General features: G+C 64.0%; 24 protein-coding genes and 1 riboswitch. Of the genes, 10 read left to right on the top strand and 14 right to left on the bottom strand.

What is annotated here, in order from left to right:
* The first annotated feature begins 14 nt into the window (after nucleotides 1–14).
* The 4 genes from LB566_RS04830 (at nucleotide 15) to LB566_RS04815 (ending at nucleotide 4,186) form a co-directional block, all read left to right on the top strand.
* On the top strand, nucleotides 15–956 hold the full coding sequence (locus LB566_RS04830; protein ID WP_224623497.1) for a sugar phosphate isomerase/epimerase family protein: 942 nt from the start codon (nucleotides 15–17) through the stop codon (nucleotides 954–956).
* Between the two features lie 229 nt (nucleotides 957–1,185).
* Entirely contained in the window at nucleotides 1,186–2,019 is an 834-nt protein-coding gene (locus LB566_RS04825) for a substrate-binding periplasmic protein (RefSeq protein WP_224623495.1), read from the top strand.
* Nucleotides 2,020–2,111: 92 nt separating this feature from the next.
* Complete coding sequence (locus LB566_RS04820; RefSeq protein WP_263497971.1) at nucleotides 2,112–3,383, top strand: dicarboxylate/amino acid:cation symporter; 1,272 nt, start codon at nucleotides 2,112–2,114, stop codon at nucleotides 3,381–3,383.
* Entirely contained in the window at nucleotides 3,380–4,186 is an 807-nt protein-coding gene (locus tag LB566_RS04815; protein ID WP_224623491.1) for an aspartate/glutamate racemase family protein, read from the top strand. Before LB566_RS04820 ends, LB566_RS04815 begins: the two co-directional genes overlap by 4 nt.
* A gap of 21 nt (nucleotides 4,187–4,207) precedes the next feature.
* Here the strand turns inward: LB566_RS04815 and fba are convergent, their stop codons facing one another.
* Nucleotides 4,208–5,272 (bottom strand): class II fructose-bisphosphate aldolase, encoded by a 1,065-nt coding sequence (gene fba, locus LB566_RS04810; RefSeq protein WP_140551181.1) that lies wholly within the window; start codon nucleotides 5,270–5,272, stop codon nucleotides 4,208–4,210.
* 262 nt (nucleotides 5,273–5,534) lie between these two features.
* On the opposite strand from fba, the gene LB566_RS04805 reads away from it, so the two are divergent.
* From LB566_RS04805 to LB566_RS04795, 3 genes are read left to right on the top strand one after another with little or no spacing between them, the layout of a single operon-like run.
* Nucleotides 5,535–6,305 carry a DeoR/GlpR family DNA-binding transcription regulator gene (locus LB566_RS04805; protein WP_140551180.1) on the top strand — a complete coding sequence of 257 codons (771 nt, stop codon included), beginning with the start codon at nucleotides 5,535–5,537 and terminating at the stop codon, nucleotides 6,303–6,305.
* An 18-nt stretch (nucleotides 6,306–6,323) separates the two neighbouring features.
* Nucleotides 6,324–7,082: a triose-phosphate isomerase gene (locus LB566_RS04800; protein ID WP_224623488.1), complete on the top strand. Its 759-nt coding sequence runs from the start codon at nucleotides 6,324–6,326 to the stop codon at nucleotides 7,080–7,082.
* A gap of 32 nt (nucleotides 7,083–7,114) precedes the next feature.
* A complete protein-coding gene (locus tag LB566_RS04795; protein WP_140551178.1) occupies nucleotides 7,115–7,558 on the top strand; it encodes an RpiB/LacA/LacB family sugar-phosphate isomerase in 444 nt (147 codons plus the stop codon).
* Here the strand turns inward: LB566_RS04795 and dhaL are convergent.
* The 4 genes from dhaL to LB566_RS04775 all read right to left on the bottom strand — a co-directional run bounded on the left by dhaL (nucleotide 7,555) and on the right by LB566_RS04775 (nucleotide 11,234).
* Nucleotides 7,555–8,190: a dihydroxyacetone kinase subunit DhaL gene (gene dhaL, locus LB566_RS04790; protein WP_224623487.1), complete on the bottom strand. Its 636-nt coding sequence runs from the start codon at nucleotides 8,188–8,190 to the stop codon at nucleotides 7,555–7,557. The genes LB566_RS04795 and dhaL overlap by 4 nt on opposite strands.
* A 10-nt stretch (nucleotides 8,191–8,200) precedes the next feature.
* On the bottom strand, nucleotides 8,201–9,208 hold the full coding sequence (locus LB566_RS04785; protein WP_140551176.1) for a dihydroxyacetone kinase subunit DhaK: 1,008 nt from the start codon (nucleotides 9,206–9,208) through the stop codon (nucleotides 8,201–8,203).
* 77 nt (nucleotides 9,209–9,285) lie between these two features.
* On the bottom strand, nucleotides 9,286–9,759 hold the full coding sequence (locus LB566_RS04780) for a 6,7-dimethyl-8-ribityllumazine synthase (RefSeq protein ID WP_140551175.1): 474 nt from the start codon (nucleotides 9,757–9,759) through the stop codon (nucleotides 9,286–9,288).
* Nucleotides 9,760–9,835: 76 nt separating this feature from the next.
* Nucleotides 9,836–9,984, bottom strand: a riboswitch (FMN riboswitch).
* Between the two features lie 59 nt (nucleotides 9,985–10,043).
* Nucleotides 10,044–11,234, bottom strand: a complete 1,191-nt coding sequence (locus LB566_RS04775) for an MFS transporter (RefSeq protein ID WP_224623485.1) — start codon at nucleotides 11,232–11,234, stop codon at nucleotides 10,044–10,046.
* A gap of 49 nt (nucleotides 11,235–11,283) precedes the next feature.
* Here LB566_RS04775 and LB566_RS04770 point away from each other — a divergent pair, with 49 nt between their 5' ends.
* A complete protein-coding gene (locus tag LB566_RS04770) occupies nucleotides 11,284–11,823 on the top strand; it encodes an Lrp/AsnC family transcriptional regulator (RefSeq protein WP_140551173.1) in 540 nt (179 codons plus the stop codon).
* A gap of 155 nt (nucleotides 11,824–11,978) precedes the next feature.
* The gene (locus tag LB566_RS04765; RefSeq protein WP_224623638.1) at nucleotides 11,979–12,791 is read left to right on the top strand and encodes a methyltransferase domain-containing protein; all 813 of its coding nucleotides are present in this window, start codon (nucleotides 11,979–11,981) and stop codon (nucleotides 12,789–12,791) included.
* A 98-nt stretch (nucleotides 12,792–12,889) separates the two neighbouring features.
* Here LB566_RS04765 and LB566_RS04760 read toward each other — a convergent pair whose 3' ends face one another.
* Both LB566_RS04760 and oiaX read right to left on the bottom strand, forming a co-directional pair.
* Complete coding sequence (locus LB566_RS04760) at nucleotides 12,890–14,212, bottom strand: four-carbon acid sugar kinase family protein (RefSeq protein WP_224623482.1); 1,323 nt, start codon at nucleotides 14,210–14,212, stop codon at nucleotides 12,890–12,892.
* A gap of 8 nt (nucleotides 14,213–14,220) precedes the next feature.
* The gene (gene oiaX / locus LB566_RS04755) at nucleotides 14,221–15,471 is read right to left on the bottom strand and encodes a 3-oxo-isoapionate-4-phosphate decarboxylase OiaX (protein ID WP_224623480.1); all 1,251 of its coding nucleotides are present in this window, start codon (nucleotides 15,469–15,471) and stop codon (nucleotides 14,221–14,223) included.
* Between the two features lie 282 nt (nucleotides 15,472–15,753).
* On the opposite strand from oiaX, the gene LB566_RS04750 reads away from it, so the two are divergent.
* Entirely contained in the window at nucleotides 15,754–16,467 is a 714-nt protein-coding gene (locus LB566_RS04750; RefSeq protein WP_140551170.1) for a transcriptional regulator NanR, read from the top strand.
* Between the two features lie 10 nt (nucleotides 16,468–16,477).
* On the opposite strand, the gene LB566_RS04745 is transcribed toward LB566_RS04750, so the two are convergent.
* The 7 genes from LB566_RS04745 to LB566_RS04715 all read right to left on the bottom strand — a co-directional run bounded on the left by LB566_RS04745 (nucleotide 16,478) and on the right by LB566_RS04715 (nucleotide 24,734).
* Complete coding sequence (locus LB566_RS04745) at nucleotides 16,478–18,316, bottom strand: hypothetical protein (RefSeq protein WP_224623479.1); 1,839 nt, start codon at nucleotides 18,314–18,316, stop codon at nucleotides 16,478–16,480.
* Nucleotides 18,313–19,347 carry a Gfo/Idh/MocA family protein gene (locus tag LB566_RS04740; RefSeq protein WP_224623477.1) on the bottom strand — a complete coding sequence of 345 codons (1,035 nt, stop codon included), beginning with the start codon at nucleotides 19,345–19,347 and terminating at the stop codon, nucleotides 18,313–18,315. The genes LB566_RS04745 and LB566_RS04740 overlap by 4 nt, the downstream gene beginning before the upstream one ends.
* Nucleotides 19,348–19,349: 2 nt before the next feature.
* A complete protein-coding gene (locus tag LB566_RS04735) occupies nucleotides 19,350–20,414 on the bottom strand; it encodes an ABC transporter permease (protein WP_140497803.1) in 1,065 nt (354 codons plus the stop codon).
* A complete protein-coding gene (locus LB566_RS04730; RefSeq protein WP_140551166.1) occupies nucleotides 20,414–21,961 on the bottom strand; it encodes a sugar ABC transporter ATP-binding protein in 1,548 nt (515 codons plus the stop codon). The genes LB566_RS04735 and LB566_RS04730 overlap by 1 nt, the downstream gene beginning before the upstream one ends.
* Entirely contained in the window at nucleotides 21,958–22,602 is a 645-nt protein-coding gene (locus tag LB566_RS04725; RefSeq protein WP_224623475.1) for a DUF2291 family protein, read from the bottom strand. Before LB566_RS04725 ends, LB566_RS04730 begins: the two co-directional genes overlap by 4 nt.
* Before the next feature lie 76 nt (nucleotides 22,603–22,678).
* Nucleotides 22,679–23,620 carry a D-ribose ABC transporter substrate-binding protein gene (locus tag LB566_RS04720; protein WP_140497809.1) on the bottom strand — a complete coding sequence of 314 codons (942 nt, stop codon included), beginning with the start codon at nucleotides 23,618–23,620 and terminating at the stop codon, nucleotides 22,679–22,681.
* Nucleotides 23,621–23,906: 286 nt separating this feature from the next.
* Nucleotides 23,907–24,734 (bottom strand): phosphogluconate dehydrogenase C-terminal domain-containing protein, encoded by an 828-nt coding sequence (locus LB566_RS04715; RefSeq protein ID WP_140551164.1) that lies wholly within the window; start codon nucleotides 24,732–24,734, stop codon nucleotides 23,907–23,909.
* Nucleotides 24,735–24,761 lie beyond the last annotated feature (27 nt).

The following is a 24,761-nucleotide window of genomic DNA, read 5'->3' as shown; positions in this document are numbered from 1 at the left end:
AGAGGATCGCGATCGTGGCATTCACGCTCTCCCTCAACACCAATCCGCTGGTCAACCGCTTTGCCGAGCCTGACGACCTGGTCGATACCATCGCCTACGACATCGGCATCAGGGACATTCAGCTCACGCATGAATTCGTCAATCCGGGCTGGCCGGCGGCGACGATCGTGAAATTCGTCCGCCTGTTCCGCGGCGCCTTGAACCGCACCGGCGTGCGTGTGACATCGGGCATGACCGGTCCTTACGGCCGGCTCAACCATTTCGGCCATCCAGACGCCGACGTGCGCCGCTACTATGTCGACTGGTTCAAGATCTTTGCCGACATCTCGGCCGAGCTTGGCGCCGGCGGCATGGGTACCCAATTCGCGATCTTCACCCATCGCGATTATGATGATCCCGCGCGCCGCGCGCGCCTGTTCGACATTGCGCTGGAATGCTGGCGCGAGGTCGCCGAACACGCCCGCGCGGCCGGGCTTAACTACCTGTTCTGGGAGCCGATGTCGGTCGGCCGCGAGTTCGGCCACACGATCGAGAATTGCCGGCTGCTGCAGGATGCGATCGACGCGGCCGGCATGGCCATTCCGCTGGAGATGATGGTCGACATCGACCATGGCGACGTCACCTCCAGCAACCCGGCCGATATCGATCCCTATGCCTGGGCCGAGGCTTTCCCCAGGAAGTCGCCGATCATCCACATCAAGCAATCGTCGATGAACAAGGGCGGCCACTGGCCGTTCACCGCGGCTCACAACAGGAACGGCCGCATCACGCCTGAAAAGCTGCTGGAGACGGTGCGGCGCGGCGGCGGCACCGACAACGAGATCTGCCTCGAACTGTCGTTCCGCGAGCGCGAACCGGTCGACCATCAGGTGGTCGCCATGATCCGCGAGTCGGTCGACTACTGGGCGCCGTTCATCGACACGGGCAGGCCTGATCTGCTGCCGAAAAACGGGTAGAAATCGGGGCGGGAGCCGGTGCCGCTCGCGCCTGTTGACGGTCCAACTGGCCCGCCAGCGAAGTAACCAGATATCCTGATTTATTAGATAATGCGAGTATTGGGGAAGCCTGCGCTGCTGATTGCTATCAGAGTACAATGCAAAAGATACTTTTGCTTAACTTTGCCGTGCATACTGCGAATTGGTCCGATTTGTCTGTCCGGCTTCCCTCGCTAACCAGAGAATCCGCATGTCGGTTACACGTCGCACGCTGCTCACGGCCGGAAGCGTCGGCTTGCTGGCCGCGCAAGCCCGGGCGGCCAACACTCCAGGACAGCAGGCGGAGATCGCTCCCGTCGTCAGCGACAATGCGCTGCGCATTGCAATGCCGGCCTTTGCCTCCGATCCATTCTTCCCGGCCGATGGATCGGGGGACAGCGGCATAGACATGGAACTGGCCCGCGGCATCGCAGCGGAGCTCGGCGTCGAGCCGGTGTTCGACCGATCCGCCGCAACGTTCGACGGCATGGTGAAACAGCTGACTTCCGGCCAGGCGGACATAGCCATCGGCAAGCTCAGCCGAACTCTTCGCCGTGGCCGGTCGATCCTCTATTCCCGACCCTATGCCATGCTGCACCAAGGCCTCATCGCCAATCGCCTCAATCTGGCGCGCATCGCGCAAGGCAAGCCACCCGAGCAGATCATCCGCGATTTCTCGGGCGATCTCGGCGTGATCGAGGGCTCGTCATTCGCAACCTATGCCGCGACGACCTTCCCGCATGCACAAGTTCATCGTTTCGCAGGCTGGGATATGGTGGTCGATGCGATCCGCGACGGGACGATCGACATGGCGTATCGCGACGATTTCGAGATCAAGAAGCTGATGGTCGACGATCCGTCGATGACGGTCGCCGCGCGCTCGATCACGCTGACCGACAAGGTAGACACGATCGCAATCGGCGTGCGACCGGACAATCCGCATCTCGCGGCCTTTATCGACCTTTACCTCGATCTCGCGCGCGGCCAGCAGGTTCTCAACACTGACGAGATCATCGCGCGCTACCGGTTGGGGAGCAAAGCCTGACGATGGCCATCTCGGAAGCAGCCGGACCCTTGGCTTTCGATTGGCGCCTGGCGGCAAGGCGCATATTGCGCTCGCCCGCGACGACGATCGCGATGATCGGGGCGGGCATCCTTTGCGGCCTCTACTATCCAGCATTTGCCCATGCGATCAGCCCTGTGGCGCAACTCTACCTGAATTTCCTCAAGATGGTCGTCCTGCCCTACCTGGTCTCGTCGGTCATCTTCTCGATCATGTCGATGGTTCAGGATCCGAACTCGGTCCGTTACCTGGGCCGCGTGGGTATGGCGGTGCTGGTCGTGTCGTTCCTGAGCGTATTGGTGAGTGGCACCTACTCGCTTGTCCTTCAGCCGGGCCAGATCGAGAATCCGCAATCGCGCATCGAGCTTGGCGAGTTCATCAATTCGCAGGGCAGCGTATCCACCGATCTCGCATTCCCCTACCAACCGCCACCTGACGAGGGGGCCGACAGCGGGCACTCGATACTGCTCGATCTCGTGCCGAACAACGTGTTCAGCGCGCTGGCCTCAGGTCAAACCATCCAGGTCCTGCTGTTCTGCCTGCTGTTCGGGCTCGCGATGGGCAAGATTCCCCAGCCTTCGTCGATGAGCCTGTCTCAGGCGCTGAACGCGGTTTACCGGGCCTGCACGGTCCTTACCAACTGGTTCATCTGGGGATTGCCGTTTGCAACCTTCATCCTGATCGCGGATCAGACCGCGTCGACCGGAACCAAGCCGCTCACGCTGATGGGCGGTTATCTGCTGGTGATGGGTCTTTCCTGCCTCACATTCATCGCCGGCGCATTCGCCGTCATCGCCATCCGCTCTCGGCGAAGCTACTGGGTCACGATCAAGACGTGTCAGCCCCTTCTCATGGTGGCCATCACCACCCGCTCTACCGTCGCCTCGCTTCCGTGGGTCATCAACCTGCTGAGCGAGCGTCTGCGGTTCAGCCTGGTGGTCGTCGAACTGCTCGTGCCTTTGCAGGCGGCATTGCTGCGGACAGGCCCGGCGCTGCTTTACACGTCGGGTGTTCTTTTCATCGCTCAGCTTTACGGCCGCCCCCTGGCAATCCCCGACCTCCTGCTCGTCGGCATCACCTCGGCGCTTCTCGCGCTTACGACCGGCGGCATGGGCAGCCTGCTCATCCTGTCCCAGATGTCGATCGTCTGTGGGTACCTGAAGATTCCCTTCGAGGCGGCATTCGCCCTGTTCGTCGCGGTCGACGCGGCCGTCGACACGTTCATGACGCTGTCCAGCGTCTGCACCGTGGCGGCGAGCACCGCAATGATCGCGCCCAGCCATAGGGAGACGACGCAGTCTGTCGAAGCGGCCTCGGAACAGCTCGAAGCCGAGCCCGTCCGATGATCGACCATGGCATCAGCCTCCAGCTCGGCGTCATCGGCGGCCTCGGGCCGTTGGCATCGGCTGACTTCTACTTCAAGCTGACCCGAATGACCCAGGCATTCCGGGACAATGAGCATGTGCCCGCCGTCATCCTCAGCGTGCCACAGCTGCCTGACAGGACCGAGGCGATCCTTGCCGGCCATGACGGTCCGCTGCCGTCTTTGAAAGCCGCGGTCTCGACGCTCAATGCGCTCGGCGTTGCCTGTATCGCAATGCCGTGCAACACCGCCCATCATTGGTATGAGCAACTGGCCGCAAGCTCGCAGGCGCGGATCATCCATATCGCCGACGCGGTCGTAGCTGAAACCCATCGTAGCCTGGGCCGAGGCAAGGTTACGATCCTCGCCACGCAGGGCACGCTGGTCTCCGGCTTCTATCGGGACAAGATGTTGGCGGCGGGATTTGAGCTCTGCTTCCCCGCGGGTACGGAATTCCAGGGTCGCGTCGACAGAGCGATCGGCCTCGTCAAGCGTGGTTCGATCGCGGAGGCGGCGAGCGAAACCGAGCGTGCGCTTGAAATCGCGCGATCGGCCGGCGCCGACACGGCCGTTCTCGGCTGCACCGAACTGTCGGTGGTGGCCGCCAGCCTCAACCCTACGAACGGATTGATCGTCATCGACAGCAATGCGGCCCTGGCGCGAGCCTGTTTGACACGGTTGGGCTTCGCCGCGCAGGACGTTCCGCGACCTCCCCCGGTGTTCTCATCCCGTAAAGAGTTGGCCCGTAAAGAGCTGGAGCGGTTCGGCGGTTCTATCCAACACTGAACCGCTCCGGGAACTGCTCGTTCAGCCGAATTTCGGATCAAGGCTGCCCGCTTTGTAGCGCTTGGCCATTTCCGAGACCGGCAGCGGCTTGATTTTCGGCGCGTTGCCTGCGGTGCCGAACTGCTCGAAGCGCTCCTTGCACAGCTTCCTCATCGCCGCCATCGCCGGCGTCAGATATTTGCGCGGGTCGAATTCGGAGGGGTTTTCCGTCAGCACCTTGCGGATCGCGCCGGTCAGCGCCATGCGGTTGTCGGTGTCGATGTTGATCTTGCGCACGCCGTGCTTGATGCCGCGCTGGATCTCTTCCACCGGCACGCCCCAGGTCGGCTTCATCTGGCCGCCATATTTGTTGATGATCTCCTGCAATTCCACCGGCACGGAGGACGAGCCGTGCATGACCAGGTGCATGTTGGGCAGGCGGCGGTGGATCTCCTCGATGACGTTCATCGCCAGCACCGCGCCGTCCGGCTTGCGCGAGAATTTATAGGCGCCGTGGCTGGTGCCCATGGCAACCGCCAGCGCGTCGACATGGGTGTCGCGCACGAACTGTTCGGCCTGCACCGGATCGGTCAAAAGCTGGTCGTGGCTGATCGCGCCTTCGACGCCGTGGCCGTCCTCCTGCTCGCCGCCGCCGCTCTCCAGCGAGCCCAGCACGCCGATCTCGCCTTCGACCGACACGCCGCCCCAATGCGCCATATCGACGACGCGCTTGGTGATGCCCGAATTATAGGCGTAGTCGGCCGGCGACTTGCCGTCTTCCTTGAGCGAGCCGTCCATCATCACCGAGGTGAAGCCATGCTGGATCGCGGTGACGCAGGTGGCCTCGTTGTTGCCGTGGTCGAGATGCATGCAGACCGGGATGTCGGGATGGATCTCCACCAGCGCATCGATCAGCTTGGCCAGCACCACGTCATTGGCATAGGCACGCGCACCGCGGCTTGCCTGCAGGATGACCGGCGACTTGGTCTCCTCCGCCGCCTCCATGATGGCGAGGCCCTGTTCCATGTTGTTCATGTTGAAGGCCGGCACGCCATAGCCGTATTCGGCGGCGTGATCGAGCAATTGTCTCAGTGTGATGCGAGCCAACGAATAGTCTCCCGTATCTGGTTTCGAACCTGTGTTGCGGGCTGTCCGCGCATCGTCCAGCCCACCGATGCTTCTGGCCGGATTTCCGCGCAACCGCAACCGTCAGACACCATCCCGGCAGCAATTCTTGTTACAGCGTCGTGATGAAAGCCAAGGGAATATCCCAGAAAAATATCTCATTATAACAAAAATCGTGATAGTTTCAGGAAGAACTATGTTATCTTATCGAGGAGGCAGCGTCGGTTGGCGGACATCGGCAGCAATGAAGAGCGATAACAGGCGTCAAGGCATCATGGACCATCTGATGGACGTCGGCGCGGCGAGCGTCGACGATCTTGCCTCACGCTTCGGCGTCTCCAGGATGACGGTGCATCGTGATCTCGACGACCTTGAGGAGAGCGGTTTCCTGCGCAAGGTGCGTGGCGGCGCTTCGATCCAGCCGAGCGGTCTCTTCGAAAGCGATTTTCGTTACCGGCAGAAGCAGGCGACAGGGGAAAAGCAGCGCCTCGCGGCGGCAGCCGTGGCGATGATCGAACCCGGCCAGACCGTCATCATCGACGACGGCTCGACGGCTGGCGGCATCGCGCGGCATCTCGCCGATTTCAGGCCGCTGACGGTGATCTCCAACAATCTGGCCGTCATCCAGGATCTGGCCGGCGCCGGGGGCATCGACCTCATTGCGCTCGGCGGCCAGTACAGCAAGAAGTTCCACGGCTTTTTCGGCCTGCTCGCCGAGGCTTCGCTGAGATCGCTGCGCGCCGATGTCGCCTTCCTGTCGTCATCGGCTATCCACGGCGCCTCCGCTTTCCACCAGGACCAGGAGGTGGTGCAGATCAAGCGGCTGATGATGGAAGCGGCGACGCGTAAATATCTGTTGGTCGATCACGGCAAATTCGGCCGCACGGCGCTACATTTCCTGACCGACCTCAAGGCCTTCGACGCCGTCTTCACCGGGCGCGAACCCGAGCCGGGAATTCGCGGCACGCTGGATGCCGCCGGCGTTTCGTTGACGGTCGTGGCCAACAAGGATTGAGGATCAAGGAGCGCAAGCGTGGTTTATTGGGTCGGTACAAGCTGGAAGATGAACAAGACGCTCGCCGAGGCGCTGGATTTCGCCGGAGCGTTGGCGGGCTTCGTGCCAGGCTTCGACGAGCGCATCCAGCCTTTCGTCATCCCGCCTTTCACGGCGGTGCGCGAGGTCAAGCAGGCGCTGTCGTCGACGCGCATCAAGGTCGGTGCCCAGAACATGCACTGGGCCGATGCCGGGGCCTGGACCGGCGAGATCTCGCCGCTGATGCTGAGCGACTGCGGCCTCGATCTGGTCGAACTTGGCCACAGCGAACGGCGCGAGCATTTCGGCGAGACCGATCGCACCGTCGGTCTGAAGACGGCGGCCGCCGTCAAGCACGGATTGATACCGCTGATCTGCGTCGGCGAGACGCTGGCGGAGCGGGAAAGCGGCAAGGCCGATGCGGTGTTGACCCGCCAGGTCGAGAGTGCGCTGCGGTTCCTCGAAAGCGAGGCGAAGGCGGCAAAAATTCTGTTTGCCTATGAGCCGGTCTGGGCGATCGGCGACAAGGGTATTCCGGCCAGCTCCGCCTATGCCGACAAACAGCACGCGCTGATCAAGAAAGTGGCCGGCGGCCTGCTGCCGTCCATCCCGCCGGTGCTCTATGGCGGCAGCGTCAATCCCGGCAATGCGGCCGAGTTGATCGGCCAGCCCAGTATCGATGGCCTCTTTATCGGCCGCTCGGCCTGGCAGGCGGAGGGCTACATCGACATCCTCAGGCGCGCCTCGGCGGCGATCTGAACAAACGAAATCATTCAAGAAAGGACACGACCATGAAAATAGCCATTGGAGCCGACAGCGCCGGCAAGCCGCTGCTCGATGTCATCGCCGCGCATCTCGCGACAAAATCCGGCCTCACCGTCAGCGATCTCAGCCAGGCCGGCTTTTATGCCGACCTGTCGCAAAAGCTCGCCCAGACGATCGTCGACGGCGAGAACGACCGCGGCATCCTGTTCTGCGGCACCGGCATCGGTGTTTCGATCTCGGCCAACAAGGTGCCGGGCATCCGCGCCGCACTCACCCACGACACCTATTCAGCCGAGCGCGCCGCCAAATCCAACAACGCGCAGATCATCACCATGGGCGCCCGGGTCATCGGCCCGGAACTCGCCAAGGCGATCGTCGATACCTGGTTGGCCTCGGAGTTCGACGAGAAGGGACCGTCGGCCGGCAATGTCCAGGCGATCAACAAGCTCGATGAAGCGAAGCAGGCCTAAGCCAGGCTTTCGCGCAACGCCTCGATGACGGTTACGGCCGAGGCGGCGCCGGGGTCGATATGGCCGAGCGAGCGTTCGCCGAGCCGCGACGAGCGGCCCTTGGCGGCGATCATGTCCTTGGTCGCTTCCGCCCCCCGCCGCGCCGCGCACACTGCCGCGTCGAGGCTTTCGGCAAGGCCCTTTCCGGCCGCATTGCTGGCGCCGGCCGCTTCCGCCGCCGGCGACCAGGCGTCGATCATCGTCTTCTCGCCGATCTCGGCCTTGCCGCGATCGCGGATGCCTTGCGCCATCGCCTGGAACAGCGCGACGACATCCGCATCGGCCAGCGTGGTCTTGCCCTTGACGGCGGCGGCGGCGCGCATGAAGGCGGTGGCATAGAGCGGGCCAGACGAAGCACCGACGGCGTTGAGGAACGATTTCGCCGCCATGTTGAGAAGCGCGGTCGGCTCGGTCGCCGCCAGGTCGAGTGGCGCCAGCGCGTCGCGCACGGCGTTGAATCCGAGCGCCATGGCGATGCCGTGATCGGCGTCGCCGATGACGCCGTCGAGCTGGCAGAGCCGGTCCTTGTCGGCTTCGATCGCCACCGCGATCGCATCGAACATTCTCTTCAGGTCAACGCTATCGATGCTCACGGATCGCTCCTCAGCCGGCGCGGAACATGGCGCAGTCGCATGGATGGTCGAGCATCGTCTGCAACTCGCCATCGAGATGGAACAGCGTCACCGAGGCGCCGGCCATTTCGAGCGACGTGCAATAACTGCCGACCCAGGTCGCATGGATGGAAACGCCGATGTCGTCGAGACGCTGCTTGACCCGCCGGTTCATGATGTAGAGTTCCATCAACGGTGTCGATCCCAGCGAATTGACCAGTACCGCGACCTTGTCGCCGCGTTGCGGCGCCATCTCGGCAAGGATCTTGTCCAGCATCTCGTCGGTGATCTCGTCGGCGGTCCCGAGCTTGCCGCGCGCGATGCCCGGCTCGCCATGGATGCCCATGCCGATCTCCATCTCGTCGGCCCCGATCTCGAAATTCGGCCGCCGGGTCTGCGGCAGCGAGCAGGGCGACAGCGCCACGCCCATGGTGAAGGTATGGTCGTTGGCCTTGCGCGCGATGCGCTCGCATTCGTCGAAGGAGAGCATGCGGTCACAGGCCGCGCCGGCTGCCTTGAAGACGAAGAAATTGCCGGCGACGCCGCGGCGCTTCTGCCGCTGGTCGCGCGGTGCCGAGGCGACATCGTCGGTGGTCAGCACCGTGCGCACCTCGATGTCGTCCATGGCGGCCATTTCGGCCGCCATGTCGAAATTCATCACGTCGCCGGCATAGTTGCCGTACGTGAACAGGACGCCGGCGCCGCCGTTCGCCGCCTTGGCGCATTCAAGGATGGGATCAGGTGGCGGCGAGGCAAAGACATTGCCGATCGCCGCCGCATCCGCCAAGCCCTTGCCGACAAAACCGAGAAAGGTCGGCTCATGGCCCGAGCCGCCGCCGACCACGAGCCCGACCTTGCCGGGACGCGGCCCGTTGCGGGCGATGATCGAGCGCGGGCTGCCGTCCGCGCTCCTGAGATGACGGGGATGCGCGGCCAGAATTCCCTCTAGCATCTCGTCGACGGTACGATCGCCGTCATTGATGATCTTCTTGGTCTGCACCGGCATCCTCCCGAACTCGGCATTTTCCCGAGATACTACAGGCTGTTACCGGGATTTCCACCCCGCTCTCGGCTGTTTCAGGCGGCGATGTGCTTTCGCGCCGCCAGGATCTGGACGCATGCGCCGGCCGCTTCCTTGCCCTTCACCTGGAAGTGCTCGAGAAAGAAGCGGTGGTGCTCGGCGCTGTCGTGATAATTGTGCGGCGTCAGTACCGCCGAAAGCACCGGCACGCCGGTTGCCAACTGCACGTTCATCATGCCGTCGATAACGGCGCCGGCGACGAACTCATGCCGATAGATGCCGCCATTGACGACGAAGGCAGCGCCGAGGATCGCGGCGTAGCGACCCGTCTCCGCCAAAGTCTTGGCGTGCAGCGGGATCTCGTAGGCGCCGGGCACGTCGAAGATTTCGACGGCAAAGCGGCCGTTGCCGAGTGCTGCAAGTTCCGCCTCGAAGGCAGCGACACACTGGTCGACGATATCCGCGTGCCAGCGCGCCCTGACAACGGCAACGCGGGTCGTTTCATAGTCTTTGTGGGAATGCTGATTCATGGGTCCATCCTTCCGTTTCGAACCAGAATCAGGACGCACGATACGAAAACCGGCCGCCGGGGCGGTCCGCCTTCCGTTTCGTTCTCTTCCATCCGGACTGTAACCGTCGGCTCCGGCATTGCACCGGATCTGCTGACCCTTCCGGTTTTGCCGGAAGGCGCTCGCGGGCTTGGGCCGAAACCCTTTACCGCCGGTGGGGACTTTCACCCCGCCCTGAGAACATTAACGGCTTTGTATGGAAGGGCAGGGGCGCTGCTGTCAATCAGGCGAAGGCTGGTGGCCCATCACGTCCTGTGTGGCTGGCGCGGGCGCCATGCCGCGGCCGAAGCCGCGACCAGCATGAGCAACGCCGCCACCATCGCCGAGGCGGCAAAACCGAAATCCGAATATAGCGGCCCGAAGCCGGTGGTGCCGACAAAGACCGCCAGATAGGTCACCGCGCTGTTCAGGCCCATGATCGTGCCGCGCCGCGACGGATCGAGCGCCGACAGGCGCATCACCAGCACGTTAAGACCGAAATGATTGGCGAGACCCCAAGCCGCCACCATGGCGAGCGTCAGGCCATAGCTGTTGCTTGTCGCGGCGATCGCGACATAGACGATGGCGACGAGCAGGTAAGCGAAGGGCATGACGCGGCGAGCCCCCAGGCGATCGATGATGCCGTCGAAGAGCGCCGCCGTGCCGAACCCGGCGCCATAGGCGAGTGCGGCCAGGCCGTTGGCGCTGACCGGCTGACCCAGCCCGCTGTGCAGATGGTCGCCAAGATAGCCGTAGACACCGTAGAAGGCGGTCATGAAGGCGCCGCAGGCGATCAGCAGCGGCACGATGCCGGGGGTGCCGAGCGCCTCGAGCGGCGCCGGCGCCGGGCCGGCCTTCCTGACATCCGGGAGTGACGATGCGGTGAGGCTGCCAAGCGCCATCGCCGCCAGTAGCGCCACGGCGGCGAAGACGGCCCGCCAATGCACGAGATCGGCAAGCACCGCCGACAGCGAAACGCCGGCCACCATGCTCAGTGTCCACCCTGTCAGCACGACGCCGATCGTTCCGCTTTCCCGTCCGGGCGGGGCGATCGCCGCGGAACTGGCATAGATTGCCGGCATGGCGACGCCGGCGGCGATGCCGGCGAGAAGCTGCGCGGCGACCAGCGCCGCCACCGTCGGCGCCGCGGCGCTCGCGACAAGCGCCAATGCCAGCAGCAGCAAGGCCGCCTGAAGCATCCGGCGCGCGCCGATCCGGTCGATGTAGCGCGCCAGGAACAAGGCGCTCGCCGAGGTGCCGAGGCCGAAAGCGGCCGCCGCCATCATCACGACAGGCACGCTGGTCGCGAACGACACCGCCACGGCAGGAGCAATCGGCCCCAGCACCAGGGAGTTCGAGCCGATCACGGCGATGCATCCGGTCAAGAGATAGGCCAGCGCCGGGATGGGCGGCCGGGCGTTCGCACCCAGGGTTGCTGCTTGATCACTGTTCGACATATCTTCATAATGGCCGTATTTTATTCGGCGACAATCGGGAATTTCCACTATGGACGAAGAAACAAATGGCATTCCGCAGAACAGGCCGGCACCTCGCGACGTCGACGCGATCGACAGAAAGATATTAGGCGTTCTCGTCGACGATGCCACGGTCAGCTATGCTGAACTCGGCGATCGTGTCGGCCTTTCGCCGCCCGCCGCGCATGAGCGCGTCAAGCGCCTTCGGCGCAGTGGCGCCATTCGCGGCACGGCTGCTATCATCGACCCCAAGGCGGTCAAGAAGCCGCTGCTGGCATTCGTGCATATCGACACCAAGGGCTGGGGCAAGACGCCGGAGCTGATGGCGGTTTCGCAATATCCGGAGGTCGAGGAGATCCACACGGTTGCCGGCGACACCTGCATGCTGCTGAAGGTGCGCACTGAGGACACGAGGGCGTTGGAAGGCTTGCTCGCTCGCCTCTACGAAACACCCGGCGTCACCTCGACGCGAAGCTATGTGGTGCTGTCGACCTATCTCGAGCGGCCGGTGCAGCCCGGCGTCACGACCCAGTGGCCGGCGCCCAGGCACATGGCCGAGCCCCTGTACTAAGGCCTGATGCCGATAAGCGCGAAGCGGTTTTCGGACGACATCATGCTCTATCTCTTTGATTTGGAGGTGGACTGATCGTCTCCGCCGAAAACGGCGCAAGACAAACAATGATATGCTAATCTCCCGAACCTCCAGGCAGGCGGCGGGTGATGGCAATGCAGGACACGGACAAGCTGTTCGCTGGCTCCATACCGGAAAACTACGACCGCTATATGGTGCCGCTGATTTTCGAGCCGTTCGCCGCGGATATGGCAAGACGAGCAGCGTTTCTGTCGCCCGCCGCGGTTTTGGAGACGGCCGCCGGCACGGGGGTCGTCACGCGCGCATTGGCGCCAAAACTGTCTCCCGGCGCAAGCTATACCGTAACCGACCTCAACCAGCCGATGCTCGACCACGCCGCTTCGCGACAACCTCCCGACGGTCGCATCACATGGCGTCAAGCGGACGCCTTGGCCCTGCCGTTTGAAGATGCGGCCTTCGACCTCGTTTGCTGTCAGTTCGGCGCGATGTTCTTTCCCGACCGGCCATCTGCCTACCGCGAAGCCAGGCGAGTCCTGAAGCCGGGAGGACATTTCCTGTTCAGCGTTTGGGATCGCATCGAGGAAAACGTCTTTGCCGACGATGTGACGAATGCTCTCGCGAGGATCTTCCCCGACGATCCGCCGCGCTTTCTGGCACGCACGCCGCATGGCTATCACGACAAGGCAGTGATCCGTCGCGAGCTGGAGGACGCTGGCTTTTCTCCTGTGGTGATCGAGACGAGAGCCGAACAAAGCCGTGCATCTTCGCCGCGCCTTCCCGCCGTCGCTTATTGCCAGGGAACTGTGCTTCGCACCGAAATTGAGGCCCGGGAGGCCGGGAAGCTGCAAGCCGCGACCGACTATGCCGCATCCGCGATTGCAGACAGACATGGCAGCGGCGCGGTGGCCGCCAAAATTCAGGCTCACGTCATCATGGCAACGGCTTAGAGCAATTCCAGCAAAAGTGCGCAGCGGTTTTGCGTCAGGAATTGCGTAGGAACAAACAGATAGAGCATTAGAGGCGATCCTGTTTCGCCGGAAATGCTCTAGCTTCCCAGCCGGATCGTCTCGAAATAGGCGTCGGTGCCGACCTGACCGCCCTTGAGCGCGATTTCGAGTCCATCGATCGCACCGCCGCCATGAGCGACACAGAGCGGTGATCCGGGCGATTCCGGCAACGGCATGCGCACGGTCAGCGCGTCGATGGCCAATTGTCCGAGCGCGTGGCTGGAAGTGTCGCCGCCGGCGATCACCGCGCGCTTGAGTTTCTTCTCGATGACCAGCCGGCGCAGAATGTCACCCAGCGCCCGGCCCAGCCTGTTGCGTGCCCCTTCGATATGGTCGATCTCCGCACTACGGTCGGCCTGTGGACCAAGAGCTGTGTAGAGGATGACGCTGCGCCCCGCAGCCAGGCTTGCCAATCCGCTCGCGACGGCGCGCTCGATTGCGTCGGCGGCGCCCTCCGTGACCAGTTGCATGGCATCCATCTCGACGCCGTCGAAACCGTGGGCAAGGGCGTGGCGGATCTGCTTTTCGGTGGTCGGCGACACGCTGCCCGAGACCACCGCGAGGCGGTCCACCGGTCCCGGCGGCGCGAACGATGCCTGTCCGGAGGCAATGCCTCTGCCGGCCCATTCGGCAAGCAAGGCGTACTCGACGCCCGAGGATCCGACAACGAAGCCATGGCCCTGGTTATGGATACGCCAGATCTGCTCACCGACGCGTTTCTGTGTCTGGCGACTTTCGACATCGAACAGGACGATCGCCCTGTTTTGCACGGCCTGGTCGACCGTTTGCGCGAGATCGTCGGTCTGCAATGTCGCCAGGTCGACAAGGCCGGAGCTGAGACTGGTCTGGCGCGAGAGATGCACCAGCAGGTCTGCTTCGTTCATCGGCGTCACCGGATGCCTGCTCATCACCGGATGCCTGTCGATGCGGAAATACTCGCCGCGGAACGCCGCGAAAAGGTTGCCGAAGGCCGTGTAGCGCTTGAGCTGCGGCGCCCCGACCACCATCGGCACGCTGCTCTGGCCGAAGATGCGCCGGCCGATCTCGATGGCGCGGCCGATATTGCCGACCGTCGGACTGGAATCGAAGGTCGAACAGATCTTGTAATGGCAAACCGCAGCTTCGAGGCCTTTCAGCCATTCGAAGGCGGGCGCCAGATTCTCCTCCATCCATTGCGGCGTTTCGCTTCGGCTGGTGCCGGCCAGTCCGACGGCCCGGCAATCGGCAAATCGCGCCAGCAGGCGCTGGTCGGGCGGGCGCATGAACAGCACCGTCGGCACGCCGCCGAGCTCAAGCGCCTCCATGACGTCGGTCGAGCCGGTGAGGTCGTCGCCATAATAACTCAGGAGCAGGTTCTGCATGACTTCGCTCAGGCTGCCTTGCCGTCACTGAACTTCTCGATCGAGCGTGCCAGCTCGGCATGGTCGCGCGCGAATTCCTCGAGAGCGATGCCCTCGACCGCCGCCTGCCATGCCTGCAGCACCGCGCGCACGCCGGCGCCGGGCCCGTCCGGATGGCTGACGATGCCGCCGCCGCAGAGATAGAGGAGATCGACCGTACGGCCGGTGCGCTCATAGGTCTCCGGCGCCTGGCCGCCCCATTGGCCAGAGCAGGCCACGGGCAGCGCGCAATCGTCTGGTGAAAACAGCGGCGTGGTCACCGCTTCGAAGGAGCGGACGAAAGAATCGTCCGGCTCCCAGTATTTCGAGCCGATGCCGTTGATCTGGAACTGGTCGACGCCGAGCAGCCGCCAGAATTGCTGCCATACCTTGAAATCCATGCCGAGGCCGGGGTGGCGGGTGAGTATGTCCCAGCCATTGCGGTGCGCATGCAGCACCAGCCCGGAGCGCTTCCTGAGATAGGCCATGCCGCCGAAGCCGATGGAGTTGATGTTGACGACCGCGCAATTGCCGCCGGCTTCGAGCACCAGATCGTGGTTGCGCATCATCTCGTCGGGATCGGCATGCGAGATGCCGAAGGCGTACATCACCTTCTTGCCGGTCTTCTGCTCGTGGTCGAGGATCAATGGCATGATCGCCTTCACCCGCTCAGCGAGCGGCGAATAGGCCGGGCTCATCAGCTTCTCGTCGTCCTTGATGAAATCGACACCGGCTTCGATCAGTTCCCCCACCATCGCGGCCGTCTCGTGCGGCCTGAGGCCCAGCGCCGGCTTGACGATGGTGCCGATGATGGGACGGCCCTCGACCCCGGCCAGCCTGCGGCTGCCGGCAACGCCGAATTGCGGGCCGGGATGGGCGCCCCGGTATTGTTGCGGCAGTTTCATGTCGATGACCCGGATGCCGGACAGGCCCCTGATCGAATAGGTGCCGCTGATGGCGATGGTCATCAGCGCCGACAGGTCGGTGCCGATGGCGTCGAACGGGAAGCCGATGTCGACATCGGCGCGTCGGAAGGGGCCGTTCCCGGATACGGGAAGCGACGGCTGCTCGGCATCGGGCAGGGGCCTGATCGCCAGCACACGAGCCGCCACACGCGCTTTCAACTCCTCGGTCTCGCCGGGCAGCGCGACGAAGGTGCCGGTCGACTGGTCGCTCGCGATCTTGGCCGCCAGCGCTTCGATGCTGCCAAGGGTTTCGATGCGATAGGTAAGCGTGATCATGGTTTGCCGGCCGCTCGAAAAGGGTTCGAAAAAAGTTTTGTCGCGCAGGAAATCTGGTATAATGAGTACCTAAGTATTGCAAGCAATATCCCGACTTCGGCAAGAGGGCCGGGCTTCGGCAATTCCGGGAAGATGAGCGGCGTTTTTCGTTCGGAATTGCCTGGAACAAAGAGCTGGCGCGGCTTGGCGATTGCGTGATCGCGGGACCGCTCCAGGCGTAGGCATTCCGGTAATCCTGCCTGGAATGCTAAACAGGAATCGGGCCAGGAGTGATTCGTCACGATGAACCGTTCGGAGCCGATCGTCCGGCGCAAACTTTCCGACGAAGTCTTTGCAAGGCTGAAGCGGCTGATCACCAGCGGCGAGCTGCAGCCGGGCGACGACATGCCGTCCGAACGCGAGTTGATGGAGCGCTTCGAGGTCGGCCGGCCGGCGATCCGCGAGGCCATGCAGGCGCTGAGCAATATGGGACTGGTCGCCATCTCGCATGGCGAGCGCGCCAAGGTGCTGCAACTGACCGCCAAATCGATCATCAGGCAGGTCGACGGCGCGGCCAAGATCATCCTGTCTTCATCCAGGGACACGCTGGAGCACCTGAAGACGGCGCGCATCTTCTTCGAGCGCGGCATGGTCAGGGAAGCCGCGGAAAAGGCGACCGCCGAGGATGTGCAGCGGCTCAGGGCAACGGTGGCCGAGCAGCGCGCCGCGCGCGGCGATTCCGAAGCCTTCATCTCCGCGGACATGAAGTTCCACACCCAGATATCGGCGATATCGGGCAATCCGATCTATGTTGCCGTCAGCGAAGCCACACTTGGCTGGCTGAAGGAATACCACACCGAGATGCTGATCTGGACCGGCAAGGAACAATACACGCTGACCGAGCATGAGGAGATCATCGACCGCATTGAGCACAGGGATGCTGACGGCGCCGAAAAGGCGATGATCAAGCATCTCGAACGCTCGCGTGCGCTCTATGTGATGAATTCCGATAAGTAAGGCTGTTTGCCTATCCAATTCGCGCAATGGCGTAGGGCGACATCGTAAGATGGCCCTGGCCCAGCGCCGAAACATCAACCGTGAGATCGTTCGCCGTCAGGTTCGCCAGCCAGACGATGATGTCGCCCGAGGCGGCGCGTCCGGCCAGCGCCGCAACACGCGTCTCGTCGCTGGTTTTCGCGGCAACATGCGCGAGCCCGGCCAGTTCGCAAAGCCCCTGGATGGCCTGGAAAATCGGCCGTGGTGATCCCTCGGCGACGGGCTCCCCGGATGCGGCCAGCACGCCGAACGGCCCGGTGACGCTGGACAGCGTCAGCATCTCCAGCCCGGCCGGCGCGACCCGCGCGGCATAGCCGATGGTCCAGGCGGCGGCAAACTGCGCGGCATGGCGGGGATCACGGTTCGCCATGGCGATGCGTTGGCCGGCGAAATTGTCCTTGGTCGCGCCGCCATAGGGGTTCTGCCGCATGGCAATGGTGGACGGGCCGATCCGGTAAGGCTTGTCGCCGAAGATCGCCCGGGTCGAACGGGTGATGAAGGGCAGCGCCTCCAGCGACTGCATGACGCTGAGATCGTCGGCGGCGTGAACGATCGGGCAGGTGCAGTGCGTAATGAAGTGGAGTTGGTCGGCGGGCACGCGCTTGCGGTTGAGCTCGGTGAAATAGCTGAACATGCCGCCGCCGAGGCGAATGCCGGGAAAGGCGCGCCGCGCCGCGGCATAGATCTCTTCCAGCGGCGGACATGCCGGCCAGGCGCTGCCCGGCGGTGTCGACTGGCGGTCAACGGAAGGCGAGACTGCAACCGCATCGAGCCGCAGGCCGGCCCGGCGCACCATGGCGGCGACATCGGAGAGTTCGGCATCGACGTCGCCGGTGCAGGCCGCCACGCATTCCAGCGTGGTCGAAGCGGGATAGGCCGCGGCGAGCCGGGCATGGGCGAGCAGCGCGTCCAGGCCGTGGCCGCGCGTCGGATCGAAATGGAAGAGGAGTTGCTGCGGGCCGAGCCTTGCCAGCATCGGCAGTTCGGCCAACGTTGCCTCAACATCCTCGGGATAGACGATCACGCCGACGTCAGGCAGCCTCGGCCCGGTCTCGCCGAGCTCGATGCGGACCGGTTCGGCACTCGCCGTCGCGGCGGGCATCCTGGTGTCGCCGATGAGGCGCAGGCTCACGGTCTGGCGCATCGGCTGGCCGGTCGGCAGCACATAGGGCCACGGCAAAGCCAGCGGCCGCACATAGGTCTTGTAGGAGGCGTCCGACCAGTTGCGCTGGTCCTCCATCTCGAAAATATCGCCATCCATCCGGCATTCGGCGCTGAGGCCGGGCCGCACTCCGTGGGTGATGGCACGCAGATCCTTGAAGGGCTGCCACGGGTCGATCAGATCAGGCAGCTCCGTCTCCACCACGCTGCCATCGGTGTGCTCCACCGTCACCGGGCTGCCGGCGAGGCCGGCGATCGGATGCAGGATGCAGAAGCCGCAGCGGTTGGTCTCGAAGTCGCTCTCGGGCAGTGCGGTCACATCGAAGACCAGCCTGCCGTCGGCGGAGCCTTCGATCGTCGCGTGAAAGCGGAGGCTGCTGTCGTCCGGGCCGGTGCAATTCGCCTCATAGCTTACCGAGAAACGGTCGTCCTTCTGGTCGATGTTCAGGGCCGTGAGCGCCGGCTCATAAGTGCCCCAGTCGCGGTCGCGTACGATATAGGCGATGGCGCGCAGCACTTCGGTGCCGCCATGGCGGATGGTGCGCAAATTGCCATTGACCAGCTCCGCGCTCAGCGCGCCCGCACACAGCAGGATCGGTGCCGCTTCGGCCGCCCGTGTGCCGTAAAGATCGAACGCGTCGGCTGTCATTTGAGCAAGGCTTCGATCTGCACCGGTTCGCGGCTCGCAGCACCCGCATAGGCGGCTTCGACAAGGGCGAAGGTTTTGAGATTGTCGGCGCCCGAGGTGGCCGGCTCCTTGCCTGATGCAAGGCAGTCGACCCAGTGCCGCTGGATCGCCAGCACGCTTTCCTGGATGTTGTGCCATGGCCGCGAGGCCCAGGGCAGAAGCGGCGGCGAGACATCGCTCATTCTGGTTCCGCTCTTGCCGGTGACGGTCAGCCGGTAGCCCTGCGCCAGCCGGATCGTGCCGTCGGCGCCGTCGAGCTCGATGAGTGTTTCCGGGAACGGCTCGGTGGCGAGCTTGGTCGCATAGCTGCAGTCGACAACCGACGTGGCACCGCCGGCATGATCCATGAGCATCGTCGCCACATCCTCACCGGCGATCGCGGGGTTTATACGTGTGGTCCGCGCAGTCAGGCTCGTGACGTCGCCGAGCAGGAAGCGGGTGATGTCCAGGATATGGATGCCGAGATCCTCGATGATGAAGCGCTTTCCCGTTGCCAGATAGGGCTGGCCCGAAAACACGTCATAGCCGGAGCGGAAGGAGATGCGTCCGAAGAAGGGCGTGCCGATCTCACCGCTGTCGAGCGCGGCGCGCACCGCCTGGATCGGCGACTGCCAGCGGAAATTCTCATGCACCATCAGCGGCACGCCGGCCTTGGCGCAGGCCGCGACCATCGCCTTGGCATCGCCAAGCGTCGGCGCGAACGGCTTCTGGCAGATGACGGGAACGCCTTGGGCGGCCGCCATCTCGACCAGCGGCCGATGGCTGCCGACAGTGGTGGCGATGTCGACGAAATCGAGCGTCTCGGCGGCGAAAAGTTCCGCCGCATCGGTGTAGCGCCGTGTCACGCCGAACTGCTCGCCGACGATCCGCTGCCGCTCCGGATCGCGGTCGCAAATGGCGACGATCGAGGCGCCTTCGATATCGCGCCAGGCATGCATCTGGTTGACGGCGAAGAAGCCGCAGCCGATCAGCGCTCCACGCAACTCCGTCATGATCAGCCCGCCTTTGCCATCTGCATCAGGGTGACGCGCTGCTGGAGCCGGCGCTGCGCCTGGTCGACGACCACGGCGACGATGATGACGAGGCCCTTGATCACCATCTGCCAGAACGAGCTCACGCCCATCATCACCAGCCCGTCCGAAAGGATGCCGATGACGAAGGCGCCGACGATGGTGCCGCCGATCGTGCCGCGGCCACCCGACATCGATGTGCCGCCAAGCACTGCCGCGGCGATGGCGTTGAGCTCAAAGCTCTCGCCCGTTGCCGGATGCGAGGCCATCAGCTCCGACGAGATGATCAGCCCGACGATCGCCGCGCAGAAGCCGGAGAACATGTAGACGAACATCTTGACCATATTGACGCGCACGCCCGAGATGCGCGCCGCACGCTCATTGCCGCCGACGGCGAAGATGTGGCGGCCGAGCGGGGTGTAGCGGGCGAGATAGGCCGCCCCAAGCGCCACCACGATCAGGATCCAGATCGAGACCGGCAGGCCGAGCAGCCGGCCGGCGCCCAGGAAGCCGAAACCGGTGGTGCCCAGTTCCGGTTTGCCGACGAGATTGGGGAAAGTGCGGCCGTCGGAGGAAAGCAGCGCGAAGCCGCGCGCCACATAGAGCACGCCGAGCGTGGCGATGAAGGGCGCGACATTGAGCCTGGTGATCAGCAGCCCGTTGACGGCGCCGATCAGCATGCCGACCGCGAGCGTGATCAGGGCGATCTCGACGACGTTGAAATAGATGGTGTATCCGATCTGCAGGTCGATGCCGTTGAGCACGAGATAGCCGGCCACCATGCCGCACAGGCCGACGATCGAGCCGACCGAAAGGTCGATGCCGCCGGTGATGATGACGAAGGTCATGCCCATGGCGAGGAAGGCGTTGAGCGCCACGTGCTTGGCCATCAGGATCAGATTGGCGGCCGACAGGAAGTTCGGCGCCGCGATCGAGAAGAACACCAGCACGGCGATCAGGGCGATGAAGGTTCTGAGCTTCATCAGCGTCAGCAGCGCCGAGCCGCTGGAGGCGGAGGAAGCGGCCGCCTTGGCCGGAATGTCAGTCATCAGCGTTGCTCCCCATGTGCCGCCGGTCCGTGGCCCAGCGCCGACGCCGCGACGATCGCCGCCTCCGTCGCTTCGGCGCGGTCGAACATGCCGGTCAATCTGCCATTGCTCATCACCGCGATGCGGTCGGACAGCGCCATCACCTCATCGAGGTCGGAAGTGGCGAACAGGATTCCCAGCCCGTCGCGCGAAAGCTTGCGCATGGTGCGGAAGACATCGGCCTTGGCGCCGACATCGATGCCGCGGCTGGGCTCGTCCATCAGAAGCACTTTCGGCCCGGTGAGCAGCGCCTTGCCGATCACCACCTTCTGCTGGTTGCCGCCCGACAGCGACGAGACTTCCTGCGCCGGGTCGGCGACCTTGATTGCGAGTTCCCGCACCATCTGCATCACGGCCTGCCGCTCGGCGCCGCCTCGGATATGGAAAAGGCGCACGAAGCGCGACAGGCTGGCCATCGTCAAATTGCTGGCAACCGAGAGGATCGACACCAGGCCCTCGCGCTGGCGGTCCTCGGGGATCAAGGCCAGCCCGCGCTGGATGCGGCGCGTCGTGTCGCGCTCCTTCACCTGCTTTCCGGCGATGAAGATCTTGCCGCTGGCATGACCGTGACGGCCCATGATGCAGTCGAACAGCTCGCTGCGCCCCGCACCCATCAGCCCGTATATGCCGAGAATCTCGCCGGCGCGCAGCGACAGCGAGACGTGGTCGACCGCCAGCCCGCCGGTGACACGCGGCAGGCAGATCTCCTCGGCGCGAAAGATTTCCGCGCCCGGCACGTGGCCGTCGGCCTTGGCGAAGTCCTTTGCGTCCGAGCCGATCATCTGCCGCACGATCCACTGCGTATCGACGTTTTTCATCTCCTCCTGGCCGGTGATGCGGCCGTCGCGCAGCACGGTGATGTAGTCGCCGATGCGGATCAGTTCCTCCAGCCGGTGCGAGATGTAGACGATGGCGACGCCGCGCGCCTTGAGGTCGGCGATCACCTTGAACAGGATCTCGACTTCGGCGGCGCTCAGCGCCGAGGTCGGCTCGTCCATGATGAGGATCTTGGCGTCGAGCGAAACCGCCTTGGCGATCTCGACCAGTTGCTGCTGGCCGATGCGCAGATCCTCGACCAGCATGTCGGGCCGGATGCCGGCTTCCAGCCGTTCCAGGAATTCGCCGGCCCGCCGCTCCTGCTCCTTGCGGTCGATCTTGCGGAAGCGGTTGGTGATCTCGCGCGTGGCGAAGATGTTCTCGGCGACCGACAGATTGCCGAACAGGTTCAGCTCCTGGAACACCATGCCGATGCCGCGGTCGACCGCATCTCCCGACGACGAGAACGAGACCTCTTCGCCTTCGAGCAGGATGCGCCCCACTGTCGGCTGCTCGACGCCGGCGATGATCTTCATCAGCGTCGACTTGCCGGCGCCGTTTTCGCCGACCAGAACGTTGACCGCGCCCTTGCGCACCTCGAAATTCGCCTGCTTGACCGCGACCGTGCCGGCATAGACTTTCGAGACATCCTCCAGCTTGAGGATGACGTCATGGCCATTCGTCTGGCTCATGGCTTCGGCCCGATCTCGGCCTCCGCCGGTGTCACCAGCGGCAGGTCCTGGCCGCCTTCGATCGTATAGGCGCCGAGCACCTTGGCGGTGCGGCCTTCCAGCGCCTCGCGCGGCAGCTTGGAGAGCACCGTCTTGCCGGCATGGGCGTTGAAAGCCTTGCCGAACTGGGCGAAGTCGATCTGATTGGTGAAATCGTTGAACTGGACGAAGTCGAGGCTGTCGCGCAGCGCCGTGCCGCGCATCGCCGGCCCGATCTGGACGCGCGCATCCGCCTTGCCGTCACCGTCGACATCGACATCGATGGTGGCCGCGCGCGACTGCGTGTTGGCGGCAACGATCTTGCCCTCGATGCGCACAGCGAAGGTCCATGGCGAATTCGCCTGCTTCTTCGGATTGCCGTATTTGGCGCCGGCCGCGGCCGGATCGGTCTTCGCCAGCGCATGGACCTCGGCGAACGGTCCCGCCTTCTGCCTGAGGTAGGGGATGACTTTCGCCGCCCAGATGTCCTCGACCATCTTGTCAGGGTTGAAGGCGGAAGCATTGCCGTCGCCTTGCGCCGATGGCGTCGGCAGGATCTTGCAGGCGCTGAGCGCGATGCCGGCGGTCAGGGCAAGGATCGGCCAACTCGGCTTTTTCTGCATGGCGGTCGAGGCATCCTGGTGAAAAGGAGCGAGGGACGAACCTCGGTTCGCCCCTCGCTGTTCGCGTTGCGCCGGCTCAGTTCTTCAGCGCGAAGGTTTCCAGCTTGGCGGCATTGTCGCCATTGATGAGCACGCAGTCCATCAGCTGCTTTTCCTTCTCGGGCGACTTCTTGTTCTTGATGAAGTCGTTGGCCTGTTCGACCGCCATCTGCGCCTGGGCATAGGCAGGCTGCAGCACCGTCGCCTTGATGCCGCCCGAGGTGATGGAATCGCGCACGTCGTTCGATCCGTCGAAGCCGACGACGATGACGTCCTTGCGGCCGGCCGCGGCAAGCGCCGCATAGGCGCCCATCGCCATGGTGTCGTTGCCGGAGATGACGCCCTTGATGTCGGGATTGGCCTGCAGGATCGATTCCATCTTGGAATAGGCCTCGGTCTGGCTCCAGTTGGCCGACTGCTGCGCCACCATCTTCAGGTCCGGATAGTCGTCGATGACGTCGTGATAGCCCTTGGAACGGATGCCGGCATTGGTGTCGGATTCCTTGCCGACCAGTTCGACGAAATTGCCCTTCTCGCCCATCAGCTTGACGAATTCCTGCGCGCCGAGCTGGGCGCCCTGGTAGTTGTTGGAGACGATTTGCGCCACCGCGACGCCGGTGGCGTTGATCTCGCGGTCGATGAGGAAGGAGGGGACGCCGGCGTCCTTGGCCTTCTGCACGGCGGCGACGGTGGCGTCGGCGCCGGCATTGTCGAGGATGATCGCCTTGGCGCCGCGGCCGATCGCGGTGTCGATCAGCTCGGACTGCTTGTTGGCGTCGTCGTCATGGACCAGCACCAGCGCCTCGTAGCCCAGTTCCTTGGCCTTGGCTTCGGCGCCGACGGCTTCCGCCTTGAAGAACGGATTGTCATGCGATGGGGTGATGATGGCGATGAGATCCGCCGCGTAGGCGGGCATCGCCGTGCCGAGTGCCAGCACGCCGGCGAAGGCGGCAAGCGTCATTCTGCGTGTCAGTTTCATGAAGTCCTCCCGTTGAAACCCATGCCTCGATCGTTTCGAGGCCGCTGTCTGCAATTGAACCCGTCAGGCAGTGCCGGCAGCGCGCCGCCCGGATTTCAGAGCCGATCGCCGGCTGTCATCCGGACTGCTCCCCGCTCCGCTCCCGCCGTCCTCCACTCGCGTCAACTTCAAACTTCCAGGGAAGCATGACCGATGCGAGTCCAGGAACAGCTAAAGCCAACTGGTATGATGAGTCAACCACTAATTCAGGTGATCTGTATCCAAGCGGTCAGCCGACTCGGGCCTCTCAGGTAATCCGCTGGATGCTGGCTGCGATCTCTTCCGGTTCGAAGACCCGCTTCCAGTCGTCGCGCATCAGCACCGGCTTGCCGAATTCGATGGCCTTGTTGCAGGCGTCGGAGAAGACGCCCTTGGTTTCGCCGAAGATCACGGCGCCGAGCACATTCATGTGGCCGAGCAGGAAATCCAGGGCCGCCTGCTGGTCGACGCCGCGCGCCACGACCTCGTCGACCGCTTCCTTCATGACCACCAGCAGCGAGGCGCATACGGTCTCCGAAAGGCCGGGCTCGAGCAGCGCCATCTGCTCGACGGAAACGCGGTGCGAGCGCATCACCGGCGCCCAGATGATCTTGGCGATGGCCTCGCCCTTGGCGTAGTCCGCTTCCGGTCCCTGCATCAGTGCGCTGACCATGTGCTGCTTGGCCTTGACGCCGCCGAAATAATCCTTCTTGGCCGCCATGTCGGTTTCGTCGTTGAAGATCGGCGGGTGGCAGGGGTGGGTGACGAAGTACGTCAGGTCGGGACGATCGGGCAAATGGCCGGCAAACGGCGCCGCGGCATCGAGAACGATCACCATCGTGCCCGGCGCAAGCTTGCTTTCGATGCTTGCCGCGACCTTGCCGATATGGGTGTCCGGAACCGCCAGGATCACCACCTCGGCGCCTTCCAGCGCCTCGTCGGCACTGACCGTATCGAAGCCCAGCCCGGTCTTCAGCCGCTCGCGCCCGGCCTCGCTGACCTCCACATGGCGGATCGTATAGGGCGAGCCGCGGAAATTGGTCGAAAGGCGGTAGCCCATTTTGCCGCCGGCACCGAACAGCGCGATCGTCGTCATCTAGCCTTGCTCCTAAATATTGAACGA

The organism is Mesorhizobium sp. CA13, from assembly GCF_020165235.1.
In the GTDB taxonomy this organism is placed as follows: domain Bacteria; phylum Pseudomonadota; class Alphaproteobacteria; order Rhizobiales; family Rhizobiaceae; genus Mesorhizobium.
The sequence above is the reverse complement of the archived record's forward strand: the minus strand, read 5'-3'. Positions and strand labels throughout refer to the sequence as shown.

Coding starts and splice junctions, on each gene's coding strand:
- LB566_RS04825 (WP_224623495.1), top strand. CDS start 1,186: ATGTCGGTTACACGTCGCACGCTGCTCACGGCCGGAAGCGTCGGCTTG.
- LB566_RS04820 (WP_263497971.1), top strand. CDS start 2,112: ATGATCGGGGCGGGCATCCTTTGCGGCCTCTACTATCCAGCATTTGCC.
- LB566_RS04815 (WP_224623491.1), top strand. CDS start 3,380: ATGATCGACCATGGCATCAGCCTCCAGCTCGGCGTCATCGGCGGCCTC.
- LB566_RS04805 (WP_140551180.1), top strand. CDS start 5,535: ATGAAGAGCGATAACAGGCGTCAAGGCATCATGGACCATCTGATGGAC.
- LB566_RS04795 (WP_140551178.1), top strand. CDS start 7,115: ATGAAAATAGCCATTGGAGCCGACAGCGCCGGCAAGCCGCTGCTCGAT.
- LB566_RS04780 (WP_140551175.1), bottom strand. CDS start 9,759: ATGAATCAGCATTCCCACAAAGACTATGAAACGACCCGCGTTGCCGTT.
- LB566_RS04775 (WP_224623485.1), bottom strand. CDS start 11,234: ATGTCGAACAGTGATCAAGCAGCAACCCTGGGTGCGAACGCCCGGCCG.
- LB566_RS04770 (WP_140551173.1), top strand. CDS start 11,284: ATGGACGAAGAAACAAATGGCATTCCGCAGAACAGGCCGGCACCTCGC.
- LB566_RS04765 (WP_224623638.1), top strand. CDS start 11,979: ATGCAGGACACGGACAAGCTGTTCGCTGGCTCCATACCGGAAAACTAC.
- LB566_RS04760 (WP_224623482.1), bottom strand. CDS start 14,212: ATGCAGAACCTGCTCCTGAGTTATTATGGCGACGACCTCACCGGCTCG.
- oiaX (WP_224623480.1), bottom strand. CDS start 15,471: ATGATCACGCTTACCTATCGCATCGAAACCCTTGGCAGCATCGAAGCG.
- LB566_RS04750 (WP_140551170.1), top strand. CDS start 15,754: ATGAACCGTTCGGAGCCGATCGTCCGGCGCAAACTTTCCGACGAAGTC.
- LB566_RS04745 (WP_224623479.1), bottom strand. CDS start 18,316: ATGACAGCCGACGCGTTCGATCTTTACGGCACACGGGCGGCCGAAGCG.
- LB566_RS04740 (WP_224623477.1), bottom strand. CDS start 19,347: ATGACGGAGTTGCGTGGAGCGCTGATCGGCTGCGGCTTCTTCGCCGTC.
- LB566_RS04735 (WP_140497803.1), bottom strand. CDS start 20,414: ATGACTGACATTCCGGCCAAGGCGGCCGCTTCCTCCGCCTCCAGCGGC.
- LB566_RS04730 (WP_140551166.1), bottom strand. CDS start 21,961: ATGAGCCAGACGAATGGCCATGACGTCATCCTCAAGCTGGAGGATGTC.
- LB566_RS04725 (WP_224623475.1), bottom strand. CDS start 22,602: ATGCAGAAAAAGCCGAGTTGGCCGATCCTTGCCCTGACCGCCGGCATC.
- LB566_RS04720 (WP_140497809.1), bottom strand. CDS start 23,620: ATGAAACTGACACGCAGAATGACGCTTGCCGCCTTCGCCGGCGTGCTG.
- LB566_RS04715 (WP_140551164.1), bottom strand. CDS start 24,734: ATGACGACGATCGCGCTGTTCGGTGCCGGCGGCAAAATGGGCTACCGC.